The sequence below is a fragment of the Streptococcus equinus genome (genome assembly GCF_049393735.1).
In the GTDB taxonomy this organism is placed as follows: domain Bacteria; phylum Bacillota; class Bacilli; order Lactobacillales; family Streptococcaceae; genus Streptococcus; species Streptococcus equinus_G.
This window is the reverse complement of record NZ_CP185946.1, coordinates 551,782-573,760: the sequence shown is the minus strand read 5'-3', so window position 1 is coordinate 573,760 and position 21,979 is coordinate 551,782. Positions and strand designations below refer to the sequence as shown.

General features: G+C 36.3%; 20 protein-coding genes and 1 riboswitch. Of the genes, 2 read left to right on the top strand and 18 right to left on the bottom strand.

What is annotated here, in order from left to right:
• Nucleotides 1–210 precede the first annotated feature (210 nt).
• From ACNTMY_RS02965 to ACNTMY_RS02955, 3 genes are all read right to left on the bottom strand, one after another.
• Nucleotides 211–1,755 (bottom strand): peptide chain release factor 3, encoded by a 1,545-nt coding sequence (locus tag ACNTMY_RS02965; RefSeq protein WP_024344266.1) that lies wholly within the window; start codon nucleotides 1,753–1,755, stop codon nucleotides 211–213.
• Between the two features lie 148 nt (nucleotides 1,756–1,903).
• Entirely contained in the window at nucleotides 1,904–3,052 is a 1,149-nt protein-coding gene (locus ACNTMY_RS02960; RefSeq protein ID WP_423216586.1) for a polymerase, read from the bottom strand.
• Between the two features lie 6 nt (nucleotides 3,053–3,058).
• Nucleotides 3,059–4,426, bottom strand: a complete 1,368-nt coding sequence (locus ACNTMY_RS02955) for a UDP-N-acetylmuramoyl-tripeptide--D-alanyl-D-alanine ligase (protein WP_423216585.1) — start codon at nucleotides 4,424–4,426, stop codon at nucleotides 3,059–3,061.
• Nucleotides 4,427–4,540: 114 nt separating this feature from the next.
• Nucleotides 4,541–4,631: riboswitch (THF riboswitch) on the top strand.
• A 41-nt stretch (nucleotides 4,632–4,672) separates the two neighbouring features.
• On the opposite strand from ACNTMY_RS02955, the gene ACNTMY_RS02950 reads away from it, so the two are divergent.
• The gene (locus ACNTMY_RS02950) at nucleotides 4,673–5,230 is read left to right on the top strand and encodes a folate family ECF transporter S component (RefSeq protein WP_423216584.1); all 558 of its coding nucleotides are present in this window, start codon (nucleotides 4,673–4,675) and stop codon (nucleotides 5,228–5,230) included.
• A gap of 78 nt (nucleotides 5,231–5,308) precedes the next feature.
• Here ACNTMY_RS02950 and ACNTMY_RS02945 read toward each other — a convergent pair whose 3' ends face one another.
• The 9 genes from ACNTMY_RS02945 to ACNTMY_RS02905 form a co-directional block, all read right to left on the bottom strand.
• Nucleotides 5,309–6,355, bottom strand: a complete 1,047-nt coding sequence (locus ACNTMY_RS02945) for a D-alanine--D-alanine ligase (RefSeq protein WP_423216583.1) — start codon at nucleotides 6,353–6,355, stop codon at nucleotides 5,309–5,311.
• A 267-nt stretch (nucleotides 6,356–6,622) separates the two neighbouring features.
• Nucleotides 6,623–7,969: a DUF3329 domain-containing protein gene (locus tag ACNTMY_RS02940; protein WP_423216582.1), complete on the bottom strand. Its 1,347-nt coding sequence runs from the start codon at nucleotides 7,967–7,969 to the stop codon at nucleotides 6,623–6,625.
• A gap of 115 nt (nucleotides 7,970–8,084) precedes the next feature.
• Nucleotides 8,085–8,681, bottom strand: a complete 597-nt coding sequence (gene recR, locus ACNTMY_RS02935; RefSeq protein ID WP_021141898.1) for a recombination mediator RecR — start codon at nucleotides 8,679–8,681, stop codon at nucleotides 8,085–8,087.
• 60 nt (nucleotides 8,682–8,741) lie between these two features.
• Entirely contained in the window at nucleotides 8,742–10,817 is a 2,076-nt protein-coding gene (gene pbp2b / locus ACNTMY_RS02930) for a penicillin-binding protein PBP2B (protein WP_423216581.1), read from the bottom strand.
• Nucleotides 10,818–10,988: 171 nt separating this feature from the next.
• A complete protein-coding gene (locus ACNTMY_RS02925) occupies nucleotides 10,989–11,537 on the bottom strand; it encodes a hypothetical protein (protein WP_423216580.1) in 549 nt (182 codons plus the stop codon).
• Between the two features lie 180 nt (nucleotides 11,538–11,717).
• Nucleotides 11,718–12,239, bottom strand: a complete 522-nt coding sequence (locus ACNTMY_RS02920; RefSeq protein ID WP_021141895.1) for a transcription repressor NadR — start codon at nucleotides 12,237–12,239, stop codon at nucleotides 11,718–11,720.
• A 188-nt stretch (nucleotides 12,240–12,427) separates the two neighbouring features.
• On the bottom strand, nucleotides 12,428–13,120 hold the full coding sequence (locus tag ACNTMY_RS02915) for a phosphoglycerate mutase (protein ID WP_020916409.1): 693 nt from the start codon (nucleotides 13,118–13,120) through the stop codon (nucleotides 12,428–12,430).
• Nucleotides 13,121–13,480: 360 nt separating this feature from the next.
• The gene (locus ACNTMY_RS02910; RefSeq protein ID WP_423216579.1) at nucleotides 13,481–15,364 is read right to left on the bottom strand and encodes a heavy metal translocating P-type ATPase; all 1,884 of its coding nucleotides are present in this window, start codon (nucleotides 15,362–15,364) and stop codon (nucleotides 13,481–13,483) included.
• Between the two features lie 2 nt (nucleotides 15,365–15,366).
• Nucleotides 15,367–15,681: an ArsR/SmtB family transcription factor gene (locus ACNTMY_RS02905; protein WP_423216578.1), complete on the bottom strand. Its 315-nt coding sequence runs from the start codon at nucleotides 15,679–15,681 to the stop codon at nucleotides 15,367–15,369.
• 316 nt (nucleotides 15,682–15,997) lie between these two features.
• Between ACNTMY_RS02905 and ACNTMY_RS02900 the strand changes: the two genes are divergently transcribed.
• Nucleotides 15,998–16,933 carry a dihydroorotate oxidase gene (locus tag ACNTMY_RS02900; protein WP_423216577.1) on the top strand — a complete coding sequence of 312 codons (936 nt, stop codon included), beginning with the start codon at nucleotides 15,998–16,000 and terminating at the stop codon, nucleotides 16,931–16,933.
• A gap of 150 nt (nucleotides 16,934–17,083) precedes the next feature.
• Here the strand turns inward: ACNTMY_RS02900 and ACNTMY_RS02895 are convergent, their stop codons facing one another.
• From ACNTMY_RS02895 to ACNTMY_RS02870, 6 genes are all read right to left on the bottom strand, one after another.
• Nucleotides 17,084–18,574 carry a peptide MFS transporter gene (locus tag ACNTMY_RS02895; protein WP_423216576.1) on the bottom strand — a complete coding sequence of 497 codons (1,491 nt, stop codon included), beginning with the start codon at nucleotides 18,572–18,574 and terminating at the stop codon, nucleotides 17,084–17,086.
• A 343-nt stretch (nucleotides 18,575–18,917) separates the two neighbouring features.
• Nucleotides 18,918–19,118, bottom strand: a complete 201-nt coding sequence (locus tag ACNTMY_RS02890) for a hypothetical protein (protein WP_423216575.1) — start codon at nucleotides 19,116–19,118, stop codon at nucleotides 18,918–18,920.
• 145 nt (nucleotides 19,119–19,263) lie between these two features.
• Nucleotides 19,264–19,539 (bottom strand): HU family DNA-binding protein, encoded by a 276-nt coding sequence (locus ACNTMY_RS02885; RefSeq protein ID WP_009853724.1) that lies wholly within the window; start codon nucleotides 19,537–19,539, stop codon nucleotides 19,264–19,266.
• A 94-nt stretch (nucleotides 19,540–19,633) separates the two neighbouring features.
• On the bottom strand, nucleotides 19,634–20,236 hold the full coding sequence (locus ACNTMY_RS02880; protein ID WP_423216574.1) for a YpmS family protein: 603 nt from the start codon (nucleotides 20,234–20,236) through the stop codon (nucleotides 19,634–19,636).
• Nucleotides 20,205–21,053: an SGNH/GDSL hydrolase family protein gene (locus ACNTMY_RS02875; protein ID WP_423216573.1), complete on the bottom strand. Its 849-nt coding sequence runs from the start codon at nucleotides 21,051–21,053 to the stop codon at nucleotides 20,205–20,207. Before ACNTMY_RS02875 ends, ACNTMY_RS02880 begins: the two co-directional genes overlap by 32 nt.
• Nucleotides 21,046–21,888: a DegV family protein gene (locus ACNTMY_RS02870; RefSeq protein ID WP_423216572.1), complete on the bottom strand. Its 843-nt coding sequence runs from the start codon at nucleotides 21,886–21,888 to the stop codon at nucleotides 21,046–21,048. Before ACNTMY_RS02870 ends, ACNTMY_RS02875 begins: the two co-directional genes overlap by 8 nt.
• Between the last annotated feature and the right edge of the window lie 91 nt (nucleotides 21,889–21,979).

The following is a 21,979-nucleotide window of genomic DNA, read 5'->3' as shown; positions in this document are numbered from 1 at the left end:
CTAATAATTTTAAATTTTCTGTAAAAAATGTTTTTGACAGTTTTTGAAAGAATTTTAAGGTTTCTTTAAGGATTGATACATATAATATAAACATCCTAAAACTTTTCTTTTTCATAATCTCAAGAAAACAGCTCTGATTCGTCAGGGCTGTTTTTTTATGCCAAATCTTAAGTAAAAAAAAGCCTGAGCTAAACTCAGACTTTTTATTTATTACATTTTTTCTTCTAGTTCAACTTCTGGGTATTTATCTGCGAACCAACGAAGTGCAAAATCATTTTCGAAAAGGAAAACTGGTTGATCAAAGCGGTCTTTAGCCAAAATATTTCGGCTAGATGACATGCGTTCGTCAAGATCTTCTGGTTTAATCCAGCGAACAGTCTTTTTACCCATTGGTGTCATGATAACTTCAGAATTGTATTCATTTTCCATACGGTGTTTGAACACTTCAAACTGCAATTGACCAACGGCACCAAGCATGTAATCACCAGTTTGATAGTTTTTGTACAATTGGATTGCTCCTTCTTGTACCAACTGTTCGATACCTTTGTGGAATGATTTTTGCTTCATAACGTTTTTAGCAGCAACTTTCATGAACAATTCTGGTGTGAAGGTTGGTAGTGGTTCAAATTCAAATTTATTTTTACCAACTGTCAATGTATCACCAACTTGGTAAGTTCCTGTATCGTAAACACCGATAATATCACCAGCAACGGCATTTTCAACATTTTCACGTGATTCTGCCATGAACTGTGTCACATTTGACAATTTCACTGATTTTTTCGTACGAGCAAGATTCACGCTCATACCACGTTCAAATTCACCTGAGACGATACGCACAAAAGCAATGCGGTCACGGTGACGTGGGTCCATGTTAGCTTGGATTTTGAAGACAAATCCTGAGAAATCTTTATCGTAAGGATCGATTTCATTACCTTCAGTTGTTTTGTGACCATGAGGTTCTGGAGCAAATTGCAAGAATGTATCAAGGAAAGTTTGCACACCAAAGTTTGTAAGGGCAGAACCAAAGAAGACTGGTGTCAAATCACCTGATAAGATAGCTTCTTCTGAAAATTCATTTCCTGCTTCTTCTAACAACTCAACATCTTCTAAAACTTGTTGGTAGAATGGGTTGTTAGCAAATAATTTATCACCATCTTCAAGCGCGGCAAAACGTTCATCACCTTTGTAAAGTTCCAAACGTTTGTTGTACAAATCATAAAGCCCCTCAAATGATTTCCCCATACCGATTGGCCAGTTCATTGGATAACTTGCAATACCAAGTACTTCTTCCAATTCTTCCAAAAGATCAAGTGGTTCACGACCATCACGGTCAAGTTTGTTGATGAAAGTGAAAACTGGAATATTGCGGTGTTTTACAACTTCGAAAAGTTTTTTCGTTTGTGCTTCGATACCTTTGGCAGAGTCAACAACCATGACTGCGGCATCGACGGCCATAAGTGTACGGTAAGTATCTTCAGAGAAGTCCTCGTGCCCTGGTGTATCAAGGATATTAACACGTTTACCAGCGTAGTCAAATTGCATCACTGATGATGTTACAGAGATACCACGTTGTTTTTCGATATCCATCCAGTCAGATTTTGCGAAGTTCCCTGTTTTTTTACCTTTAACAGTACCAGCTTCACGGATTTCTCCACCAAAATAAAGTAATTGTTCTGTAATTGTCGTTTTACCAGCATCCGGGTGACTGATGATGGCAAATGTACGACGTTTTTTAATGTCATCTTGAATTGTCATTTTATTTCCTTATCACTTTTAGTAAATTCTTAAATTACGATATCACAGTTTTAATTAGTGGCTACATTGGTCCACTCCTTTTTGCAATAGAAAAATAGAGTCATGGGACTCCATAACTCTATTATTATAACTAAAATTAGTCGCTATTTCAATATTTGTCCTCTAGCTTATCTTCAGAAAGCGCAAAATAATTTAGCAATAAAATGCTACAAATTTGAACAGTTGCACCATAATGTTCCATCGTATTGATAGAGAACGTTAACAAGAAAAGTAAGCTATGGAAAAGCGTGAATTTTTTTCCTTTCAACTGGACCAGTAAAAAGATTGGATACAAACAAAACAGTATAATACCTTGACGCAAAAGCGAGTCGACATAGAAACTATCGTCATACATTGGAATACCATTAATTTCTGTAAAAGTTGGAATATTTCTTGGCATCCAATTCAGGCCGAATTGTTCCAAATAAGCATGTCCAATTCCAACTCGTCCGGTAAATAAGTGATTTAATGTAACAAAGATAGGATTATCAGGTGTAAAATATCGTGGCAAAGCAAGACCGAGTGCAAACATTCCAACTAAAAATGGCATAATAGCGTATCCTGAGACCTTGACCTTTGATAAAATTGGCTTCAAGAAATAGCATAAAATAATTGCTAGAGCAATAAAGAATGAAGTTCTTGAATCAGTGACCGCAAAAACTAGCAAAGCCGCTAGCAACATGACTAATCCACCAGTAAAGTTATAAGATTTCTTAATCAATGAAAAATCAAAAACTAAGCTAATGAAAAACATGCCAAGCGAATTCGGATGCATAAATCCATAAGAATGTCTTACTAAATCCTTATGACCTCGATACATTATCATATCATCTATAACATGCCCATTATAAGCAAATAATACCAAGATTCCTACAATCATCTTGAAATAGAGCAGTGCTTTAATTAGCTTATCGTCATCTTTATCAACACTTACGGACAGTAAAAAGAAGAGAATCATATTCAAATCATCTACTGCCGTGTCGAGATAGTCTGATGTTGGCAATAAAATCAGAAAAACAAGTGCAAAAATTCCAGCTAAGATTTTCTCAATTGAAAAGCCTGTTCGACGTAAGTTCCACAAATAAATTGCAAAACCACCAATGATTGACACGCTAGACATAAACAAGAAAAACGGTTGTGGAAACGGATAGCGTTTTAAAAACCACGCTAGAAATAAGATACAATATTCGATGAAGTACAACACTCGATAAGCGAGAAGCCACTCTTCATTTTTATCCCTAAATACTTTCTTTACCATCTACTACTATTTTCCTTCCAATGCTTCTACTACTTTAGCAAGATGCATTGAATTACTTCCTTTTAGCAAAATTTGGTCAGCTGGTTGCAAAACTGCTTGAACTGTTTTTAACATGTCGTCAAATTGGTCCTCATCAGCTGTTTTCTTGAAGTAATATACTTTTCCAAGTGGGAACATTTGACTAGCTAGTTGAGCAAGCTCTGCAATATCTTCCCCGTAAAAAACAAGTGTATCAAGTACATCTGGTGACAAACTCATAATCATACGCTTATGAAGTTCGACAGATTGTTCACCAAGTTCTTTCATATCAGCAAGTACAGCAATTTTTTTACCACCTTCGTTAGCTGGAATTTTAGAGAATGTTTCTAAAATCAAACGCATTGCTGTTGGGTTAGCATTGTACACATCTGATAAGATATCTGCACCATTTGCTGCTTTTTTCCATTCCGTACGATTACGAGTCAATTCAATATTTTCAAGAGCCTCTACGATATCATCATCAGAAATCGCGAGCAATTTACCAACATAGGCTGCTACCATTGCATTTGTAGCGTTGTATTTTCCTGGTACAGGAAGCGTAATTGGTCGATCAATGACATTTGTTGTAAAAGTCAAAGAATCCTTGCTTTCTTGCAAGTCATTCACAGAAATCTCTGCGCCATCACCAAATCGAATAACCATTTGACCTTCTGGTAAGTAAGGATCAACAATTGAATCTGCTGGTGCAATCAAAATACCATCTGAATCCATACCGTCGACGATTTGAAGTTTACCTTTTGCAATCCTATCACGACTACCAAAAAACTCTAAGTGAGCTTCACCAATCAATGTCACAACACCGATATGTGGTTTAGCAAGTTCTGATAGAAGATGAATATCACCCATGTGATCTTGTCCCATTTCAAGGACAATCTTCTCAGTATCGTCAGGCATGTGAAGAGCTGTGTAAGGCAAACCAATTTCATTGTTATAGTTTCCTTGAGTCTTGTAAGTTTTGTATTCTGTTGATAAAACAGCCGCAATCATATCTTTTGTTGTTGTTTTACCATTTGAACCAGTAACTGCGATGACATCAACACGTTGTTTTTCAAGATAATAGCTTGCTAACTCTTGGAAAGCCTGCAAACAATCATCAACTAAAATATAAGGATGACCTTCTACTTTGCGTTCTGAGAAAGTAGCGACAGCTCCATTTTCAAAAGCTGTTTCAATAAAGTCATGTCCATCACGCGCACCCTTTAGAGGTAAGAACAAATCGCCTTTTTCAATCTTGCGACTGTCAAATTCAATTTGTCGCAGGGGAACGTCATCAAACTCCGAAATAGTATTTTTAGCGCCAACAACTTTGGCGACTTCATGCAATGTTAATTTCATTTTCAATCCTTTTTAATTTTTTAAAAAATCTAGTGTTAACGCTTTTTATTATACCATATTTTATTAATCATGCAGCGATTTTTATGGTACAATGTAACTGCAAAGCTTGTTTTGCACAGAGTAGATGATTCGCGTTAAGTGTGTGTGAATGGGATGTCGTCACACAACGAAGCAATTTGCGCGGTGAATCGTTGCATCCGCTGTTATTTTTTAACAGCTCCAGTTTTATGTTTAAAAGGAGCAATCATGAAAAACTTTTTTCAAACCCCTAAACCTACCCCTAAGCGTTTAGTCAGCTTAGCTATGCTGATTGCGCTTGCTTTCATCGTCGGGAAATTTTCAATTCCTATCATTCCACAACAATTAGTGGTTAGTTTGACATTTATCGTCAATACCATTATCGGAATGATTGCAGGTCCTATTTGGGGATTTATCAGTTTGGCAATTCTTGATGTCGTTGATAATCTCTCAAGTGGCGAAGGAAACTTCATCATTTGGTGGACATTGATGGAAGCTGTACAGGGCTTTTTCTATGGATTTTTCTTTTATGGTAGAGAATTACGCTGGTCAAGCAAAAAAGATTGGATTCATGTCACACTTGCGACACTTGTAACCATGCTAATTGGAACCTTTATCTTTACACCACTGCTCATTCAGATTTATTTTGGTGTTCCATTTTGGGCACAGTATGTTGCTGGACGTTGGTTAAAAATCTTTGAAATTCCACTTCGTATTATCATTACAATGCTTGTTGTTCCGAGACTGCAGCGCATCCCAGAACTACGCAAGCTTGCAAATCTATAAACAAAAAATCTCAGAGAGTTATCCCATCTCTGAGGTTATTTTTGTACAGTAAAAAAGCACCTCAAGGGTGCTTTTATTTTAAATCAAATGACTTTCACGTTTTTCAAACATTTCTTTAGCAAGCTCAACTAGTTTCTCAACTAAATCTGTGTAAGCAAGCCCCATGTTTTCCCAAAGAAGTGGATACATTGACCATTGTGTGAAACCAGGCATTGTATTCAATTCGTTGAGGTAAACATGTCCATCTTCTGTCAAGAAGAAATCACAACGTGACAAACCACAGCCACCAATAGCACGGAAAGCTGTTTCAGCGTAGCCACGCATTTCTTCCATAATTTTACTATCAATATGCGCTGGAATATCCATAGTAATTTTGTTATCGATGTATTTAGCGTCGTAATCGTAGAAAGCAACGTCTTTAACAACTTCACCTGGAAGAGTTGTTTTCACATCAGTATTTCCTAAAATACCAACTTCGATTTCACGGGCATTGACACCAGTTTCAATAAGAATACGGCTATCATATTTAAGGGCAAAGTCAATTGCAGAGCGAAGTGCTGCTTCATCTTCAGCTTTTGAAATACCTACTGAAGAACCCATGTTAGCTGGTTTAACAAAGACTGGGTAAGTTAATTTGTCATTTACTTCTGCTACAGCTGCATCAAGGTCAGAACCTTCAACATATGTCACGTAAGGAACAAGTGGCACACCAGCAGATTCAAGAACGTGTTTTGTAGCAATCTTATCCATTGCAATACTTGATGACAAAATGTTAGTTCCGACATAAGGCATTTTAAGAACTTCTAAGAAACCTTGAACAGAACCATCTTCTCCCATTGGACCGTGAAGAACAGGGAAAACAACTGCCCCTTCTTCATAAATATCACTTGGTTTAATTTTTTGACTTTCAACAACAGTGTCGTTAGTCATCAATTTTTCATCGTCAGCAGGTTTGCTTGAAAATTCTTGTGTTTTGATAAAATCACCAGATTTTGTGATGAAATAAGTTTTCACAAAAAATTTGTCATAATTAATCGCACGCATGACGCTTTCAGCTGATAAAACAGATACTTCACGTTCTGCAGAACGTCCACCATAAAGTAAAACAAGCGTTTCTTTTGCCATAAACTTTAACTACCTGAACAGAAAACATACCAAGCTTGACCAACGCTCAATACATTTCTCATCGAACCGAGCAACTCCACCAAATAAGCTAAAACTCGGTTCAAGTTCAATTCCTTTTCTATTACAATTTCCTACTTATGATACCACAAATAAAGCCACCTTTCAAATCACCTTAAGTGTTTTGATGATAGAAAATTTGACAAACAAAAAAGCAGCAAATCGCTGCTTTCTAAACCTTAATTATTGACCAATGTATACTCTGAATCATCAATATCCAGTAATAGTCTTTTTCTCAAAATAAACCGCCATCCATCTATTGAACCAATCATTTGGATCTGTTTTTACATTGGACGTTAATTGATAAGCATTATAATCTGTTTTAGGAGTACTTAACAATGGCAGCGTTACATCACTATTTTGGGGAGCATTATATAATATACTATACTGATAGGATACTTCCTTAAATGATTTTGTTAAATCATTATTCACACTCAAGTAACTTTGAACAAATAGAATCGTTAAAAGTAGTGAAACAACAAATACAGATTTCCTAATTCTCTGATTTAAAATATTTATTAAGCTAAATAAAACAATTCCAATAAATAATACCGCACCAAAAAAAGTTCTTTTTGGGGTTTCTGGAGATAAAACTAATGCAAAAATCGATGTGAAATGCCCAATAGCTAATACGCTTAGCAAGCTGATTGTTTCTTTAGACAGCTGTATTTTTTTAATAACTAATATAATAAGTAAAATAATTATTAAAATATAAATTAACCAGTAATTCTGAATTAAGCTATCTAAAATCAGTCTAAAATTATTTTTTAAGACATCAAAATTCAGTGCCATCTCACCACGTTTTTGTGACCCTGGAGATTTTATCATCAATAAGAATCCTAATCCACCAGTAACTAAACTTCCTAATCCAAATATTGTTCCTTTACTTTTATAAGGATAGTGAATAATCAAGTACAGAAATGCCATTAATAAAATTGCCGGCGATGAATTTTCATTGCACGCTCCAGCTAAAAAGCCCAAAAACATAATTCCGATTCCCTTCAAAACCGAAATTTCTTTATTAGCTATTAATATAATACATTGAAAATATGCAAGATAAATCACACTAGTCCATAAATAATTTCCTGAACCAGAAACCCACAAAACAGATTTTCCTATTTCTGGAAGATAAAACCATAAAAAAATAAATAATAATAAATAAGTGATTGGGGTAATTTTAACAACTTCTTTTACCTTGCTGATAGAAAGCAGAAGCAACATTAATATTAAATAAACAAGTGTGTTAAAAATATCAAAATATATCTTTTTAAATTGTAAAAAGAATTGTACTATTGAATGAGCCACAAAGCGACCATTCCATAATTTCCAATGATTGATTTGAGATTTCACAATTGAAAACAAACCATTAATGCGTTCAGGATGAGGGTTTGGCATATATCCCTGATACACAAAATGATAAGTATAATCATCTGATGTAAATAATGTCAGACGATTTAAGTGAAAAATTAGTGATGCAAAAATAATACTCATCCCTAAAAAGTAAAGATATCGAGTCATTCTAGAGTTCAACTTTATCTGTTTATCATCATTTTTCAAAATTGCAATCCAATACCTCTCTAATATAACAAATTATCGCATTTTTATTATAGCACATTCTTTCAAAGTTAAAATAAGGCATAACAAAAAAGCAGCAAATCGCTGCTTTCTTAGTTTATAATTCTGTTCGATTTTCAATGGCACGAAGTAGGGTCACTTCGTCAGCATATTCGATGTCTGAGCCAACAGCTAGCCCTCGCGCTAAGCGTGTTACTTTGATTCCCGCTGGTTTTAAGACACGTGAAATATACATAGCCGTTGCTTCTCCGTCTGCTGTTGCATTAGTTGCAATGATGACTTCGCTCACTTCACTATCCATCAAACGTGTGATTAATGATTTCAAATTAATATCATCAGGTCCAACGCCATTCATCGGTGAAATCAATCCATGCAAAACGTGATAAAGCCCATGATATTCTTGAATTTTTTCCATGGCAGAAACATCTTTTGAATCTTCAACGACCAAAATCACTGAACGTTTTCGAGTTTTATCAGTACAGATACTGCAAGGGTCATCATCAGTTAGATTGCCACAGACAGAACAATATGTCAATTCACGCTTAGCTGATAACAAATTTTTAGCAAATTCATTCACATCTTCGTCAGACATTCCAATGGTATAGAAAGCTAAGCGAGTCGCTGTTTTAATCCCGATTCCAGGTAGTTTTGTAAAACTATCAATTAATTTTGCAATAGGTGCTGGATAAAGCATAACTTCTCCTTTCGATAAAGTCACGAGCCGACCGACATAGGCCGACTCGCACTCATTTTATTATTGATTTGCGTAAGTTGACATATACAGATTAATAATGTCACGCGCGATTAATTGGTTAGGGTGACTTTCATCACTTGTCAAGTGAGGAATAATTACTGCTACTGCAATTTTAGAATCATCACTTGTTGAATAATCGTAAGCAAGGACACTTAAGTTAACAGTTGTAATGACGTTACCATTATCAACCGCATAAGTTTCGGCAGTACCTGTTTTACCAGCGATAGTAACATTTCCTCTCATGTGAGTACCAGTTGCATAACCACTTGTACTATTAACTACTTGGTAGAAACCTTGTTGAAGTAGCGCCATTTCACTATTTGAAATATTGACCTGGTTCAATACATTAGTCTCAATAGTTTTAGACAATGTTCCAATTCCTGTTGTTCCATCATTATCATAAACACTATCAACCAAGTGTGGAGCAACACGTTTACCACCATTAGCTACTGTTGCAGCATACTGAGCCAATTGCATTGGTGTATATGAATCATACTGACCAAAAGCTTCTGTCAAAACATTACCTGCCGAGTAATCATCTGAAATGTAACCTGTTGTTTCAGGAAGGTCAATACCAGTACTTGTACCAAGACCATACTCAGCATATGTTGCACGAAGTTCTTCCATCGCTTCTTTCATACCATCAGTCGAAAGCGCCATGCCAGAATAATAATCTTGTCCCATCATTTTAAGAGCAACTTGAACCATGTAGGTGTTTGAAGAATACTCAAGTGCTTGAACAGCTGTAATATTAGTTGCACCGCTACCAGTAAACCAAGATTTGATTGCTGGAGAACCAGCCAGGTTGATTGATTGGTCAGCAATGACTTGGTTGCCAGAAATAGCATTATTTTCCCAACCAGAACTAATTGTCGCAGCTTTGACAACAGATCCTGGTACAAAAATATCATTAATAGCACCTAGTGCATCCAGAGTAGTTGTCGCATCCCCAGTCTCATGAGAAAGACCAGCCATAGCTAGAATAGCACCTGTTTGTGGATTCAAGGCAACCGCATACGCTCCTTCTGAATAAGTCGCATAGCCAGCCGCAATTTCAGCACTGTAATATTGATTTAAAATATTTTCAACACCAGATTGGAACTCTGAATTAACTGTTAATTTCAAGTTCTTACCAGCTTTCCCCTCGCTGGTTACCTCATCTGAAACCACGCTACCAGTCTTGTCTGTTATAATTTTACGGACAGTGTGTGTTCCTTGGAGCTCGTCTTCATAGGCTTTTTCAAGATAAGATGTTCCAACACGGTCATTCATAGAGTAACCTTTAGCAAGATATTCTTCTGCTTCTTCAGCTGGCAAACCTGCTTGTTTTGAAGAAACCGTACCGATAACAGATGACAATGAACTTTCTGATGTCTCACGATCCCAATCAGTCGCGATTGAAATACCTGACAATTTTGAACGGTTAGCTGTGATATAAGCAATTTGCTCGTCTGTTAAATCCCCAGTTGTCAAATTAACTGTACTAAATGTTGAAGCAGCGTTCATTTGACTAAAAATGTAGACCAGTTTCAATTCATCTTCAGAATAATTAATCTCATCATCAGTCACTGATTTTACAGCATTTGCATAAACCTTAGATTCCGTTAAATTATTACCGTAGTTATCATATTTTTCTTTGTCCGGCAAACGTTTAACCACTTTAGCATAAGTATCAGAATCAGCTAGATAATAGTCTTTTTTCTGACGAGTAGTTACGTTTGTCTCTGTAAAATCTACCAAAGTTGACAAAGTCTTAGCAAGTTTTTTCATTTCTTCAGCGGTAATGGTATTGCTACGTGTAAAAGCAACAACCTGCTTAACATTATTAGAAACCAATAGGTTTCCCGCCGCATCAAAAATCTGACCACGTGGACTTGATGAAGTCACCTTGTAGGTAGTTGATGAATTTAGCTTATCATCGTAAAAAGATTTATTTAAAATCTGCATCTGCGCTAATCTTAAAACAATAATTGAAAATAAGACGACGATAACCGCAAAAATCAAATAAATGCGTTTTGTGATACTAGTTGTTTTTTTGACAATTTTAATCTTGCCCAATCTCTTCTTAACTGACATTCTTTCCTCACAATTAAAAGCTTCGTTTTATATTTTATCACAATTTGCCTAAAAGAGAGTGGCTCAGAATGTAAAAGTTTCACTTTTTTACATATCCTTTTTTCAAGAAAAAATCAGCTCATTTTAGATATAAAAAAGCGAGGAATTATTCCATTCCTCACTAACTTAAAATTATTTTGCGTCAACTGAAAAATCAACGCCAACTTTATCACGCAAGAATTTCCAAAGGAAATATGCAATATAAAAATCAATCGCCCCGTGAACAAGAGACCCAACACCAATCAATCCAACTAATGACCAAACATATGCTGCTCCTGTATGTGCGCCAGCAGTCAAGACCAAAACAACAATAAATTCAGCTAAACCGTGTAAAATATTTAGAAACAAAACTAAACCAAATGTCAAGGCTGGTTTTTCAAGCAAAGCTGGACGTTTTTTGACCAAAATAGCACCAACTAATGCAAAAAGTAAGTGCGATACTGCTCGTAAAACAATGACAATCGGAAAGCCAGCTAACAAGAATCCAAGACTTGTTCCAAGCGCAACCAGTGCTGCCACTTGTGGTGAAATAAACATAGCCATAAACACTGGAACATGACTAGCCAAAGTAAACGATGCTGGACCAATAACAACCTTAACAGGCATAATCATTGGAATCAAAATTCCAAAAGCAACTAAAATTGCTGTAAAAGCAAGAGACTTAGTTTGATGACGTCTCATATGGAAACTCCTTTTATTTATATATGATAATACCTGGTATGATCCTCAATTATCACCCAGGTACTGAAGATAGCTTTAATCAATTAACCAAAGGCAATTTGACGTTTTTTTGAAATTAGTTAATTGACCTTGCCTATTATAAATAAAAAAAGAACAGGTGTCAAGACACCTGTAGTTGCTCTAATTTGATTTTAAAAGAATGCCTTTGTCAGATAAAAGTGCTTTGATTTCTTCAAATTCATCTTTTGAATGACATGACAATGTATGTGTATGAATACCTTCTGTTAAAGATGATAAAAGTGTCGCATTAGAATGCTCAACCTTGTCTACAAAATTATCAATATCCTCTTTGCTCTTAATATTAAGTGGTGCCGTTAACATCCCGTAAACCGGATGTTCAACCTCCACATCAACCATAATACCACCTTTAGAAACCACACAGTCCAATTCTTCTTTCGTTCTTTCTGGGCCGTGTTGACAAGCAATCTTCCCAATAAATTGATGCGAGTAAAGTGCTTGTGACAAAACATATCCTTTAGGTGTTGAAATCACATCATGGTTGGCTGCTCGAAGTAAAGCAACGTCTCCAACGATGATTTGACGACTAACACCAAGCTGGCTTGCTAAAGTACTGGCTGAAATGGGAACTTGTGTCTGACTTAAAATATCAATAATTTTTTGACGGCGCTCTGCTGCTTTCATAAAAGCCCCCTTTAATAATTTAATACTTACTACTAATCATACCATAAAACCTTGAAAATATAGAAGAGGTATGACTTAATAAAATATTTTCGTAATAAAAATCTAAACAAATTCAAAAAAAGCACCCTAGGGACTAGCCTAGAATGCTTTCATATCAAGGGTTTTAAGCCTTATAATCTTGTATCAGATTATTTACCCAAGAAGTATTCGTCAGTAACGTTCAATTTTTCGTCAAATTCGAATACAAGTGGTGGGAAGTTAGGGATTTCAACATCCATAATTTCGTCATCTGACAATTGTTTGATGTGTTTTACAAGAGCGCGGATTGAGTTACCGTGAGCACCTACAAAGACGTTTTTACCATCTTTAAGAGCTGGAGCGATTTTATCTTCCCAGAATGGAAGAGCGCGTTCCAAAGTAACTTTCAAGTTTTCAGCATCTGGAACAACTTTGTCGTCAAGGTTAGCGTAACGACGGTCAGTGTGTGCTGAGTATTGGTCATCTTTAGCCATAGCTGGTGGCAATACATCGTAAGAACGACGCCAGATGTGAACTTGTTCGTCACCCCATTTTTCAGCTGCTTCAGCTTTGTTTTGACCAGTCAAACCACCGTAGTGACGTTCGTTCAAGCGCCATGATTTTTCAACTGGAACCCAAAGTTGGTCAGAAGCTTCAAGAGCAAGGTTAGTTGTTTTGATAGCACGTTTAAGAACTGAAGTGAAAGCAACATCGAATTCGATTCCTGCTTCTTTGATCAATTTACCAGCTTCAGTAGCTTGTTTAGTTCCTTCTTCTGTAAGGTCAACATCAGCCCAACCAGTGAAAAGGTTAGCTTTGTTCCATTCAGATTGACCGTGGCGTGCAAACACTAATTTTACCATTAGATAAAGTCTCCTTTAAAATAGTCCAAAGGCTATAAATACACAGCGAAAAATAGATATTAACCTTTTTTCTGAAAACAGATATACAATTAAACTATTTTTGGCTCAGCATTTTAACCAGTTTTTATTACGACCGATAAGTCGTTTACCTTTACTATTCTACCCAAAAAGCTGTAAAAAAGCTAGTATAATTGCTAATTTTCTCTAAAAGAGTCCTACTACTTTTAAATAAAAAACGACGATAGCATCAATTTCTCATCCCCAAAAGGATATTCTGAAAAAGATGTTATCGCCATTCCCACTTTCAAAAGAAAGTGTAGCTTTCTATATGATTAAAGCTATTATAGTTCAAATTATTTTTTATGTCAATTTCATTGTTCGCATGGCATTAAGCGTAGCAAGTACTGTTACACCAACATCTGCAAAGATGGCAAGCCACATATTAGCCAAGCCAAGACTTGCTAGAATTAAGACAAGAACTTTAATTCCAATCGAAAAGAGAATATTTTCTCGGGCAATAGTGATTGTTTTTCGTGCAATTTTAATAGCTTGTGCGATTTTTGATAAATGGTCATTCATCACAACAACATCTGCTGCCTCAATAGCAACATCACTACCGAGTCCTCCCATTGCAATACCGACATCAGCACGCGCTAAAACTGGAGCATCATTAATCCCATCACCAACAAAACCTACTGACGAACGTGGATGCTTTTGAGCTAAGTAATTTTCAAGCTCAGTCACTTTATCTGCTGGCAATAGCTCAGCTTTGTAGTCAGTCATAGAAAGTTCACCAGCCACTTTCTCAGCAACTTCGTGACGATCTCCAGTCAACATGACTAAATTTTTAATACCAGCTTTTCGAAGCTGCTCTAAGGCTTCTTTCGTATCTGATTTGATGCAATCTGAAATAACAATGTGCCCAGCGTATTTACCATCAATAGCAACATGAACAATTGTCCCTACTTTATGACAAGTCTTCCAACCAGCTCCTAAACTATCCATAAACTTAGTATTACCAACTGCAACATCATGCCCGTTAACTTTGGCAGTAATGCCGTAGCCAGATTTTTCAACCACATCAGTAATCGAACAATCATCTGCTTCTTTCTCATAAGCTTCACGCAATGATTGAGCAATCGGATGACTTGAAAAACGTTCAACATGGCTTGCAAGATGCAACAAATGTTCTTTCTTGATGTCATTTGGGTGAAGGGCAGTCACTTCAAAAACACCTTCTGTCAATGTTCCTGTTTTATCAAGCAACAAAGTTTCAAGATTAGCCAAACTTTCAAGATAATTTGATCCCTTGATTAAAACGCCAGCCTTCGAACTTGCTCCGAGTCCTCCAAAGAAACTTAGTGGAATCGAAATCACCAAAGCACATGGGCAAGAAATTACAAGGAAAGTCAATGCACGACTTAGCCATTCTGGAAAATTAGCCATGAAATTTCCTGACAATAATGGTGGCAAAAATGCCAAAACAAGAGCTGCAATCACGACAGTCGGTGTATAAATCGCTGCGAACTTGCTCATGAAACGTTCACTTTTTGACTTATTGGCAGATGAATTTTCAAGTAAGTCCAAAATTTTGCTCAAGGTTGAATTTTGAACAGTATGAAGAACTTTGACCCGAATAACTCCAGTCATATTAATCATTCCTGAAAGGACTTGGTCGCCAACTTGAACACTTTGAGGTAAACTTTCGCCAGTCAAAGCTGCAGTATCAACAGATGATTCACCAGAAATCAAAATTCCATCAATTGCCACCTTTTCACCAGGTCTAATGACGATCACTTGACCTTCTTGCAAATCTTTTGGTTCAACATCACTGATATTGCCATCCACTTCTAAATGAACCAAATCAGGTCGCAAGTTTAGCAATTCTGAAATAGATTTCTCGCTACTTCCTTCAGCGATGTGCTCAAAGAATTCACCGACTTGATAGAAAATCATAACAAAAACTGCTTCTGCAAATTCAGACTCGCCAGTCATAAAACTTAGCGCAAATGCTCCAAGCGTCGCTAGAGACATCAAAAAATGCTCACTAAAGACTTTACCTTGACTGATTTTCAGCGCAGCTTTTTTCAAAACATCGTAGCCTGCCATCAAAAACGGGATAGCATACAGCAAAGCCTGCAGCACGAGATTAGCATGGCTAATCTTCACAATTATAAAAACAGCAATAAAAGCTAATGTTGCTAGCAAAATCCGATAAAGGGATTTTTTATGTTTACCTGACATTTTTAGTCCTCCTGATAGTGCTCTACAACAGACTCCAAAACTTGACTGATGTGCTTATCAGCAAGGGCATAAATCTGATTCTTTCCATCACGGCGGGCAGAAACAATCTTAAGATTTTTAAGCAGAGTCAACTGATGTGAAACAGCTGATGGTGTCATTTCAAGAATCTCTGCCAATTCACTCGATTTCAACTCTCCCTTACTTAAACAACAAATGATTTGCAAACGCGTGGTGTTTCCAAGTGCTTTAAAAAAACTAGAAACATTGTTTAACAAATCACCCTGCAGCAAGTTTTGTGATTCATTATTATCTTTCATTATTCTTCTCCTCTAACACTAGAACATTTGAATATTTGTTCAAATGTTCTAACAAATTAAATATACCACTTTTATAAAATGCTAGCAAGTCTTTACATTCATGTCAGCTAAAATTTGTCTTATTCCTTTTTTATGCCATTTTTTTGCTATAAAAGTATCTTTTGTTCTGTTGAATTCGCTATTTCTTTCTGTTTTCGCTTATATTTTAAAATATCGTTCGGAAAGCACTTGAATTCATATCTATAAAATAGTACAATGAAAGCAGTAATAATTTAGGACATTTGTCACTTTTATTAATTATATCTTGGAGGACTTTATGGTTTCAACTGCTACTAAAATCGGTGCGTTCGATTTTGATAACTGCCTTATGAATGCCGCTGGCGTTTACTGTATGACACGCGAAGAATTGGCTGAGATTGAAGATTCAGCTGCTGGTTCTTTTGTGACAAAAACAGGAACGCTCGTTGCACGACCAGGTAATCCTGAACCACGTTATGCTGATACCGCTCTTGGTTCAATTAATTCTATGGGCTTACCAAACCATGGCTATCAATATTATCTTGATTATGTCACAGAACTCCAAAATAACCCAGAAAGTAAAAATCATTTCCTATCACTTGTTGGTATGTCTGAAGAAGAAACTTATACTATTTTAAAAGCCGTCCAAGCTTCTGATTATCAAGGACTAGTTGAATTGAATCTTTCTTGTCCAAACGTCCCGGGTAAACCACAAATTGCTTACGACTTTGAAACAACTGAAAGAATTTTAAAAAATATCTTCACCTACTTTACAAAACCACTTGGAGTCAAACTACCTCCTTATTTTGACATTGCTCATTTTGACCGAGCAGCTGCCATTTTTAACAAATTCCCACTTACTTTTGTTAACTGCATTAACTCAGTTGGAAATGGCTTAGTCATTGACGACGAGACTGTCGTTATCAAACCTAAAAATGGTTTTGGTGGTATCGGTGGTGATTATGTTAAACCAACTGCACTAGCTAACGTTCACGCATTTTACAAACGTTTAAATCCATCTATCCAAATTATCGGAACTGGTGGTGTTAAATCTGGTCGTGATGCATTTGAACATATTCTTTGCGGAGCAAGCATGGTTCAACTCGGAACAATTCTACACCAAGAAGGTCCTACTGCTTTTGCACGTATCACTGACGAATTGAAAGCTATCATGGAAGAAAAAGGCTATAAAACACTAGATGACTTCCGTGGAAAATTACAGTACATTGATTAATTAAAAAAACAGGTCACAAAGATTTTGTACTACCTGTTTTAGTGAACATTCTTAACTTCGAGCAATAAAAAAAGCGAGAACAAATGTTCTCGCTCGAGGTTTTGATTGTCACCTCCTATTAATTGACAAAAACCTCTTCGTTTTATTTTATTATTTATCGTTACGCATTAATTTCAATACAGGTTTGTTGATGAAGAGTAGCATAACACCTACAGCAAGACAAACCAAACCTAGGATACCGAAGAATGCAACTTCTGTTTCTTTAGCAAAGTATGGTGTAATCAAAGCATTCACAGCTTGTGAAGTTGAATCTGCCAAGAACCAAAGAGCAACCATTTGAGATTGGAAGGCAAGTGGTGCAAGACGAGTTGAAACAGATAGACCAACTGGAGAAACAAGCAATTCACCAGCCATTTGAACAGCAAACATGATAACTAACCACATGAAGCTTACACGTTTATCAGTTCCATATAAGATACCTGGCAACGTCATAATCAAGTATGAAACACCAGTTAACAAAAGACCAAGTCCAAATTTAGTTACTGGAGAAGGTTGACGGTCACCCATTTTGTTCCAAAGCCATACAAAGGCAGGTGTTAAAGCAACGATGAACAATGGGTTAAGCAATTGGTACCATGATGGATCAATGTACAAGTTCATTCCAAAAATAGTTGGATGTAAGTTTGAACGAGTTTCACCCCAAACAGCGATAACTGTCGCACTTTGTTCTTCGACCAACCAGAAGATGATTGATGACAAGAACAATGGAAGGTATGCCAACAATTGTTTACGTTCAGTGCTTGATACTTTCTTAGAAGCAAACATCATAACGAAGTAAATGAATGGAATGAAGATACCAGCCATTGAAAGAATGTTAACTAGATTATTAACAAAATTAGATGGGTTTGCTCGGTAAAGGAAAGTTCCACCAACAGCACAGATAACAAGACCGATAGCTAATTTTACTAATAAGCCTCGTTTTTCTGCTGAAGTCATTGGGTTTGATGGTTTATTTCCCAATTCTGGGAATTGTTTCATACGACCAAACCAATAAACGAACAATGCAAGCACCATACCAATAGCAGCAAGTGAGAAACCTAAATGGTAGTTGATACTTTGACCAACTGTACCTACCACAATCGGAGCTAGCAATGAACCAATGTTAATACCAATAACAAAGATATTAAATCCTGTATCGCGACGTGGGTCATCTGCTTCATACAAGTGACCGACCATATTTGAGATGTTAGGTTTCAACATCCCAGTTCCCAAGATGATGAAGAATAGGGAAATAAAGAGAGATGTTAATCCAAAAGGAACCGCTAAAACAATGTGACCAAGAGTGATAAGAATACCACCGATGAAGATTGTTTGAGATGCTCCCAGAACACGGTCTGCGAACCATCCTCCAATAATACCTGAGAGATATACTAATGCACCATAGATACTAACAATCGCCATCGCTTGTGGTTTAGGAAGTCCCAAACCTGCATTCGGCGCAGTAACTGATGCATACAAGTAGTAAATCAAGATGGCACGCATGCCATAGTAAGAAAAACGTTCCCAAAGTTCTGTTTGGAATAGAGTAAACAAAGCTTTAGGCTGTCCAAAAAAAGTTTGTTCTATTTTATTATTTTCCATACTATCCATTATAATGGTCTTTGTTTAGTTTAGCAATACAAAATTTTCACATAATTTGAAATTTTTATATTAATAAGGTCTGAAAATCCCAATTTTTCGCCCTTTTTGCCAGTATTATCAACTATTCAATTTTTTCTTACTGCATAATTAAACATGTTTTGAAAAATTTCACAAACGTGCATCTTATCACTAACTTCCCTTAATTATCTTCAGATTGCGAAAAAATTTGGGGCAAAACTCACTTTCTTGTTTTCTAAGCATATGAAAAAAACGTCCACTGGACTTAACTCGCTTTCCTATTTCTTGGCTCGTGAAAAAAACGTCCACTGGACGTTTTTTTTCATCACCAATTATCCCAAAAATCGCTATCATCCTCGTTAATTGGAGGTTGCTTCTCTTCGTCTTCTTCATCAACTGGTTTCACAATGTTGCCATCTTCATCAACTTTTGGTTTCATTGCCATGCCAACCATAATTAACATGGCGGCTTTGAACAAAGAAAAAGCTCCTAAAAAAATAACAACAAGCAAAAGTGATTTATCCATAATTATAATTCTTTCTATTTTTCATCAGTAAATTGATTATAACATAAATCATTAAAACACTTTTGTCAGCACTCGAAATTTGTCGTATATGGCAAAAAGAACCCTGCCCAACAGGAGTTGATGGACAAGGTTCCTTTCTATTTAATTATTTTACAGCGTCTTTAAGTGCTTTACCAGCTTTGAATGCAGGTACTTTTGAAGCTGCAATTTCAATTTCTTCACCAGTTTGTGGGTTACGACCTTTACGAGCTGCGCGTTCGCGAACTTCAAAGTTACCAAAACCGATTAATTGAACTTTTTCGCCTTCAGAAAGGAAGCTTTCGATTGCTGAGAATACTGCATCTACAGCTGCTGCTGAATCTTTTTTAGTAAGCTCAGTTGCTTCTGCAACTTTAGCGATTAAATCTTGTTTGTTAGCCATTTAACAAATCCTCCAATTAATTTCTAAGCGTTAACACTTTAACAAATTCTATGATACCCAAAAATACTATTCTGGTCAAGTATTAAACGTTTTTTTAGCTGTTTTTCTTGTAAATATCAAAGTTAAATTGGTCCCCAACAAGGTCGATTGTTGTCGCTTTCATAAAGATGTCTGCATCGTTTTTTATGTCCTGAATATTGATGTTAATGACAGATTCTTTTGGCAAAACTTCCACAAAATCTGGCAGGTTGATACTTGATTTTAGATACTTCAAAACTTCAGATTCTGGTAATGTAAGAGTTCCAACTGAAAATGACGTAATCTTCAACTGAATAGCACCTGATTCCAAACGACTTGGTTGGAAATAAATGTACAAGGGCACTTCATACCCTAAAAATGTATACGTTCCTTCAAACATAATCGCTGATGAAGTCGCATAAACACTGTAAGACGTTTTTTTAGTCTGGTACTCCTTCAAGTACGATGCCACCGTATCGTTTAATTGCTCACGCGTGGTTGAGATGGTACCAACTTTAACATTATCAACTTTTTTAGAGCTAATACTTTGGGCTGCCGGCTCTCTGACTTGAATCAAGCGACTGGCAATTACTCCCACAAAAGCGACATTAATGGCTAAAATGAGAAGGAATCCCCACTTCCACCAATTAGTCTTTGTTCCATTCTTGTTTAGTTTCATTAATTTTCTCCATTGTTACATCTGACATAATTTGATAGCCAATATTATTTGGGTGAAAATGGTCTCCACTGAATAAAGCATCGTTGATGACTGTCGTTTGGTCACCAGACGTTGACACTATTCCTTCTTCGCCATCAATTCCTTTGTAAAGTTGATCATTAATTGGCACAAAGTAAACATTGTCATACTCATCTGTGACACTTTCAGTCGATTCATTCCAATTGTCAATGATTTCCTGCATTTCAGTCATTTCTGGAAAGTTCAAGTAGAAAGGGTTGTAAATTCCCAAGACATAAATTGGCAAATCTTCATTTTCTGAGCGAGCTAATTCAATAATCTGACGTAGGCGTTTCTGATAAGACGTTGCTGGCTTTTTAAAAGTTGAAACAGATAGTTTTGTTAAATGTTTTCGAATCACCGCCATAACATCGTTACCACCGACAGTAAGCGTCATCATATCAGCTTTAGCAAGAGACTTTTGAATAGATTCTTGTTTTGTCATACGTGACAAAATTTGCTGACTGGTATTACCAGAAATTCCGTAGTTGCTGTAGGTTACCTGGTAATTATAGGTGTCTGTCAAAGCTTGAGACAAAAGTGGAACAAAACCACCTTGATTAGTTGTATCTCCAACACCTTCTGTCAAAGAATCCCCAACAGCTACATAATTGAAATGTCTAGCTTCTTGCGCTAGAAAATCTTTTTTAGTTAATTCTTGATTTGATTTTGGAATTAAGATATTAAAAACGACGATAAACAGAAGAAGGCTTGCTAAAAAGAAAGCAAACCCAGTTAAAAAATTCTTTTTATTACTCATAGCGTACCATAACCGCAAAAGCGTCTTCTCCAGTATGCGTTTGGATGATTGAACCTGTCTCTAAAACAGCAATTGGAGCACCCAAAACTTCCAATTTTTCTTTAAAGCCATTTGCCATGTCAGCAGTTCCGCAGTATGAAATACCGATTTCAGCAACTTTTTTACCTGAAGCTTGAGCGTGCTCGATAAAGCTGTCAAGCCACTTGTTAAATGTCTTAACACCGCGACCTTTGATAACTGTATTAAGCTCACAATCAATCATTTCCATCACTACTCGAATATTAAGTAATGAGCTAAGAAGACCCGTTACACGCCCAATACGACCGCCCTTAACAAGATTTTCAAGCGTAGACACACCAATATAAAGTTCAGATTTTTGACGAACTTCTTCTACTTTAGCGATAACTTCCTCAAGACTAGCACCTTCTTGTGCCAATTTTGCAGCTTGAACAACTTGGAATTTTTGACATTGGTCAGTGAATGTTGAATCAATGACAGTCACGTCAGCACCAGCAAGATTTGCACCTTGGCGAGCTGCTTCAACAGTTCCTGAAAGGGTGTGAGTGATATGGATAGAAACAATATGCTCAGCACCATCTTTCATCAAGTTTTCATAAACTTCTGCAAAAACACCTACAGGTGGTTGACTTGTTTTTGGTAGTTCCTTACTGTTACGCATCAAATTAAGGAATTTACCTTCTTCTTTCATGTCGTTATCGGAATAAACGACACCGTCAATCATAACTGACAATGGCACTACTGTAATATCATATTTTTCAACTAATTCTGGTTCAATCGTTAAAGATGAATCTGTAACAATTTTAATTTTACTCATTTTTTATCCTATCATACTTTCAAAACTTTATTTCAAATTTTATTCTAACATTCATTATACCAAATTTTTAGCAGTTCGGGGATATTTTCTT

Coding starts and splice junctions, on each gene's coding strand:
- ACNTMY_RS02965 (WP_024344266.1), bottom strand. CDS start 1,755: ATGACAATTCAAGATGACATTAAAAAACGTCGTACATTTGCCATCATC.
- ACNTMY_RS02960 (WP_423216586.1), bottom strand. CDS start 3,052: ATGGTAAAGAAAGTATTTAGGGATAAAAATGAAGAGTGGCTTCTCGCT.
- ACNTMY_RS02955 (WP_423216585.1), bottom strand. CDS start 4,426: ATGAAATTAACATTGCATGAAGTCGCCAAAGTTGTTGGCGCTAAAAAT.
- ACNTMY_RS02950 (WP_423216584.1), top strand. CDS start 4,673: ATGAAAAACTTTTTTCAAACCCCTAAACCTACCCCTAAGCGTTTAGTC.
- ACNTMY_RS02945 (WP_423216583.1), bottom strand. CDS start 6,355: ATGGCAAAAGAAACGCTTGTTTTACTTTATGGTGGACGTTCTGCAGAA.
- recR (WP_021141898.1), bottom strand. CDS start 8,681: ATGCTTTATCCAGCACCTATTGCAAAATTAATTGATAGTTTTACAAAA.
- pbp2b (WP_423216581.1), bottom strand. CDS start 10,817: ATGTCAGTTAAGAAGAGATTGGGCAAGATTAAAATTGTCAAAAAAACA.
- ACNTMY_RS02925 (WP_423216580.1), bottom strand. CDS start 11,537: ATGAGACGTCATCAAACTAAGTCTCTTGCTTTTACAGCAATTTTAGTT.
- ACNTMY_RS02920 (WP_021141895.1), bottom strand. CDS start 12,239: ATGAAAGCAGCAGAGCGCCGTCAAAAAATTATTGATATTTTAAGTCAG.
- ACNTMY_RS02915 (WP_020916409.1), bottom strand. CDS start 13,120: ATGGTAAAATTAGTGTTTGCACGCCACGGTCAATCTGAATGGAACAAA.
- ACNTMY_RS02910 (WP_423216579.1), bottom strand. CDS start 15,364: ATGTCAGGTAAACATAAAAAATCCCTTTATCGGATTTTGCTAGCAACA.
- ACNTMY_RS02905 (WP_423216578.1), bottom strand. CDS start 15,681: ATGAAAGATAATAATGAATCACAAAACTTGCTGCAGGGTGATTTGTTA.
- ACNTMY_RS02900 (WP_423216577.1), top strand. CDS start 15,998: ATGGTTTCAACTGCTACTAAAATCGGTGCGTTCGATTTTGATAACTGC.
- ACNTMY_RS02895 (WP_423216576.1), bottom strand. CDS start 18,574: ATGGAAAATAATAAAATAGAACAAACTTTTTTTGGACAGCCTAAAGCT.
- ACNTMY_RS02890 (WP_423216575.1), bottom strand. CDS start 19,118: ATGGATAAATCACTTTTGCTTGTTGTTATTTTTTTAGGAGCTTTTTCT.
- ACNTMY_RS02885 (WP_009853724.1), bottom strand. CDS start 19,539: ATGGCTAACAAACAAGATTTAATCGCTAAAGTTGCAGAAGCAACTGAG.
- ACNTMY_RS02880 (WP_423216574.1), bottom strand. CDS start 20,236: ATGAAACTAAACAAGAATGGAACAAAGACTAATTGGTGGAAGTGGGGA.
- ACNTMY_RS02875 (WP_423216573.1), bottom strand. CDS start 21,053: ATGAGTAATAAAAAGAATTTTTTAACTGGGTTTGCTTTCTTTTTAGCA.
- ACNTMY_RS02870 (WP_423216572.1), bottom strand. CDS start 21,888: ATGAGTAAAATTAAAATTGTTACAGATTCATCTTTAACGATTGAACCA.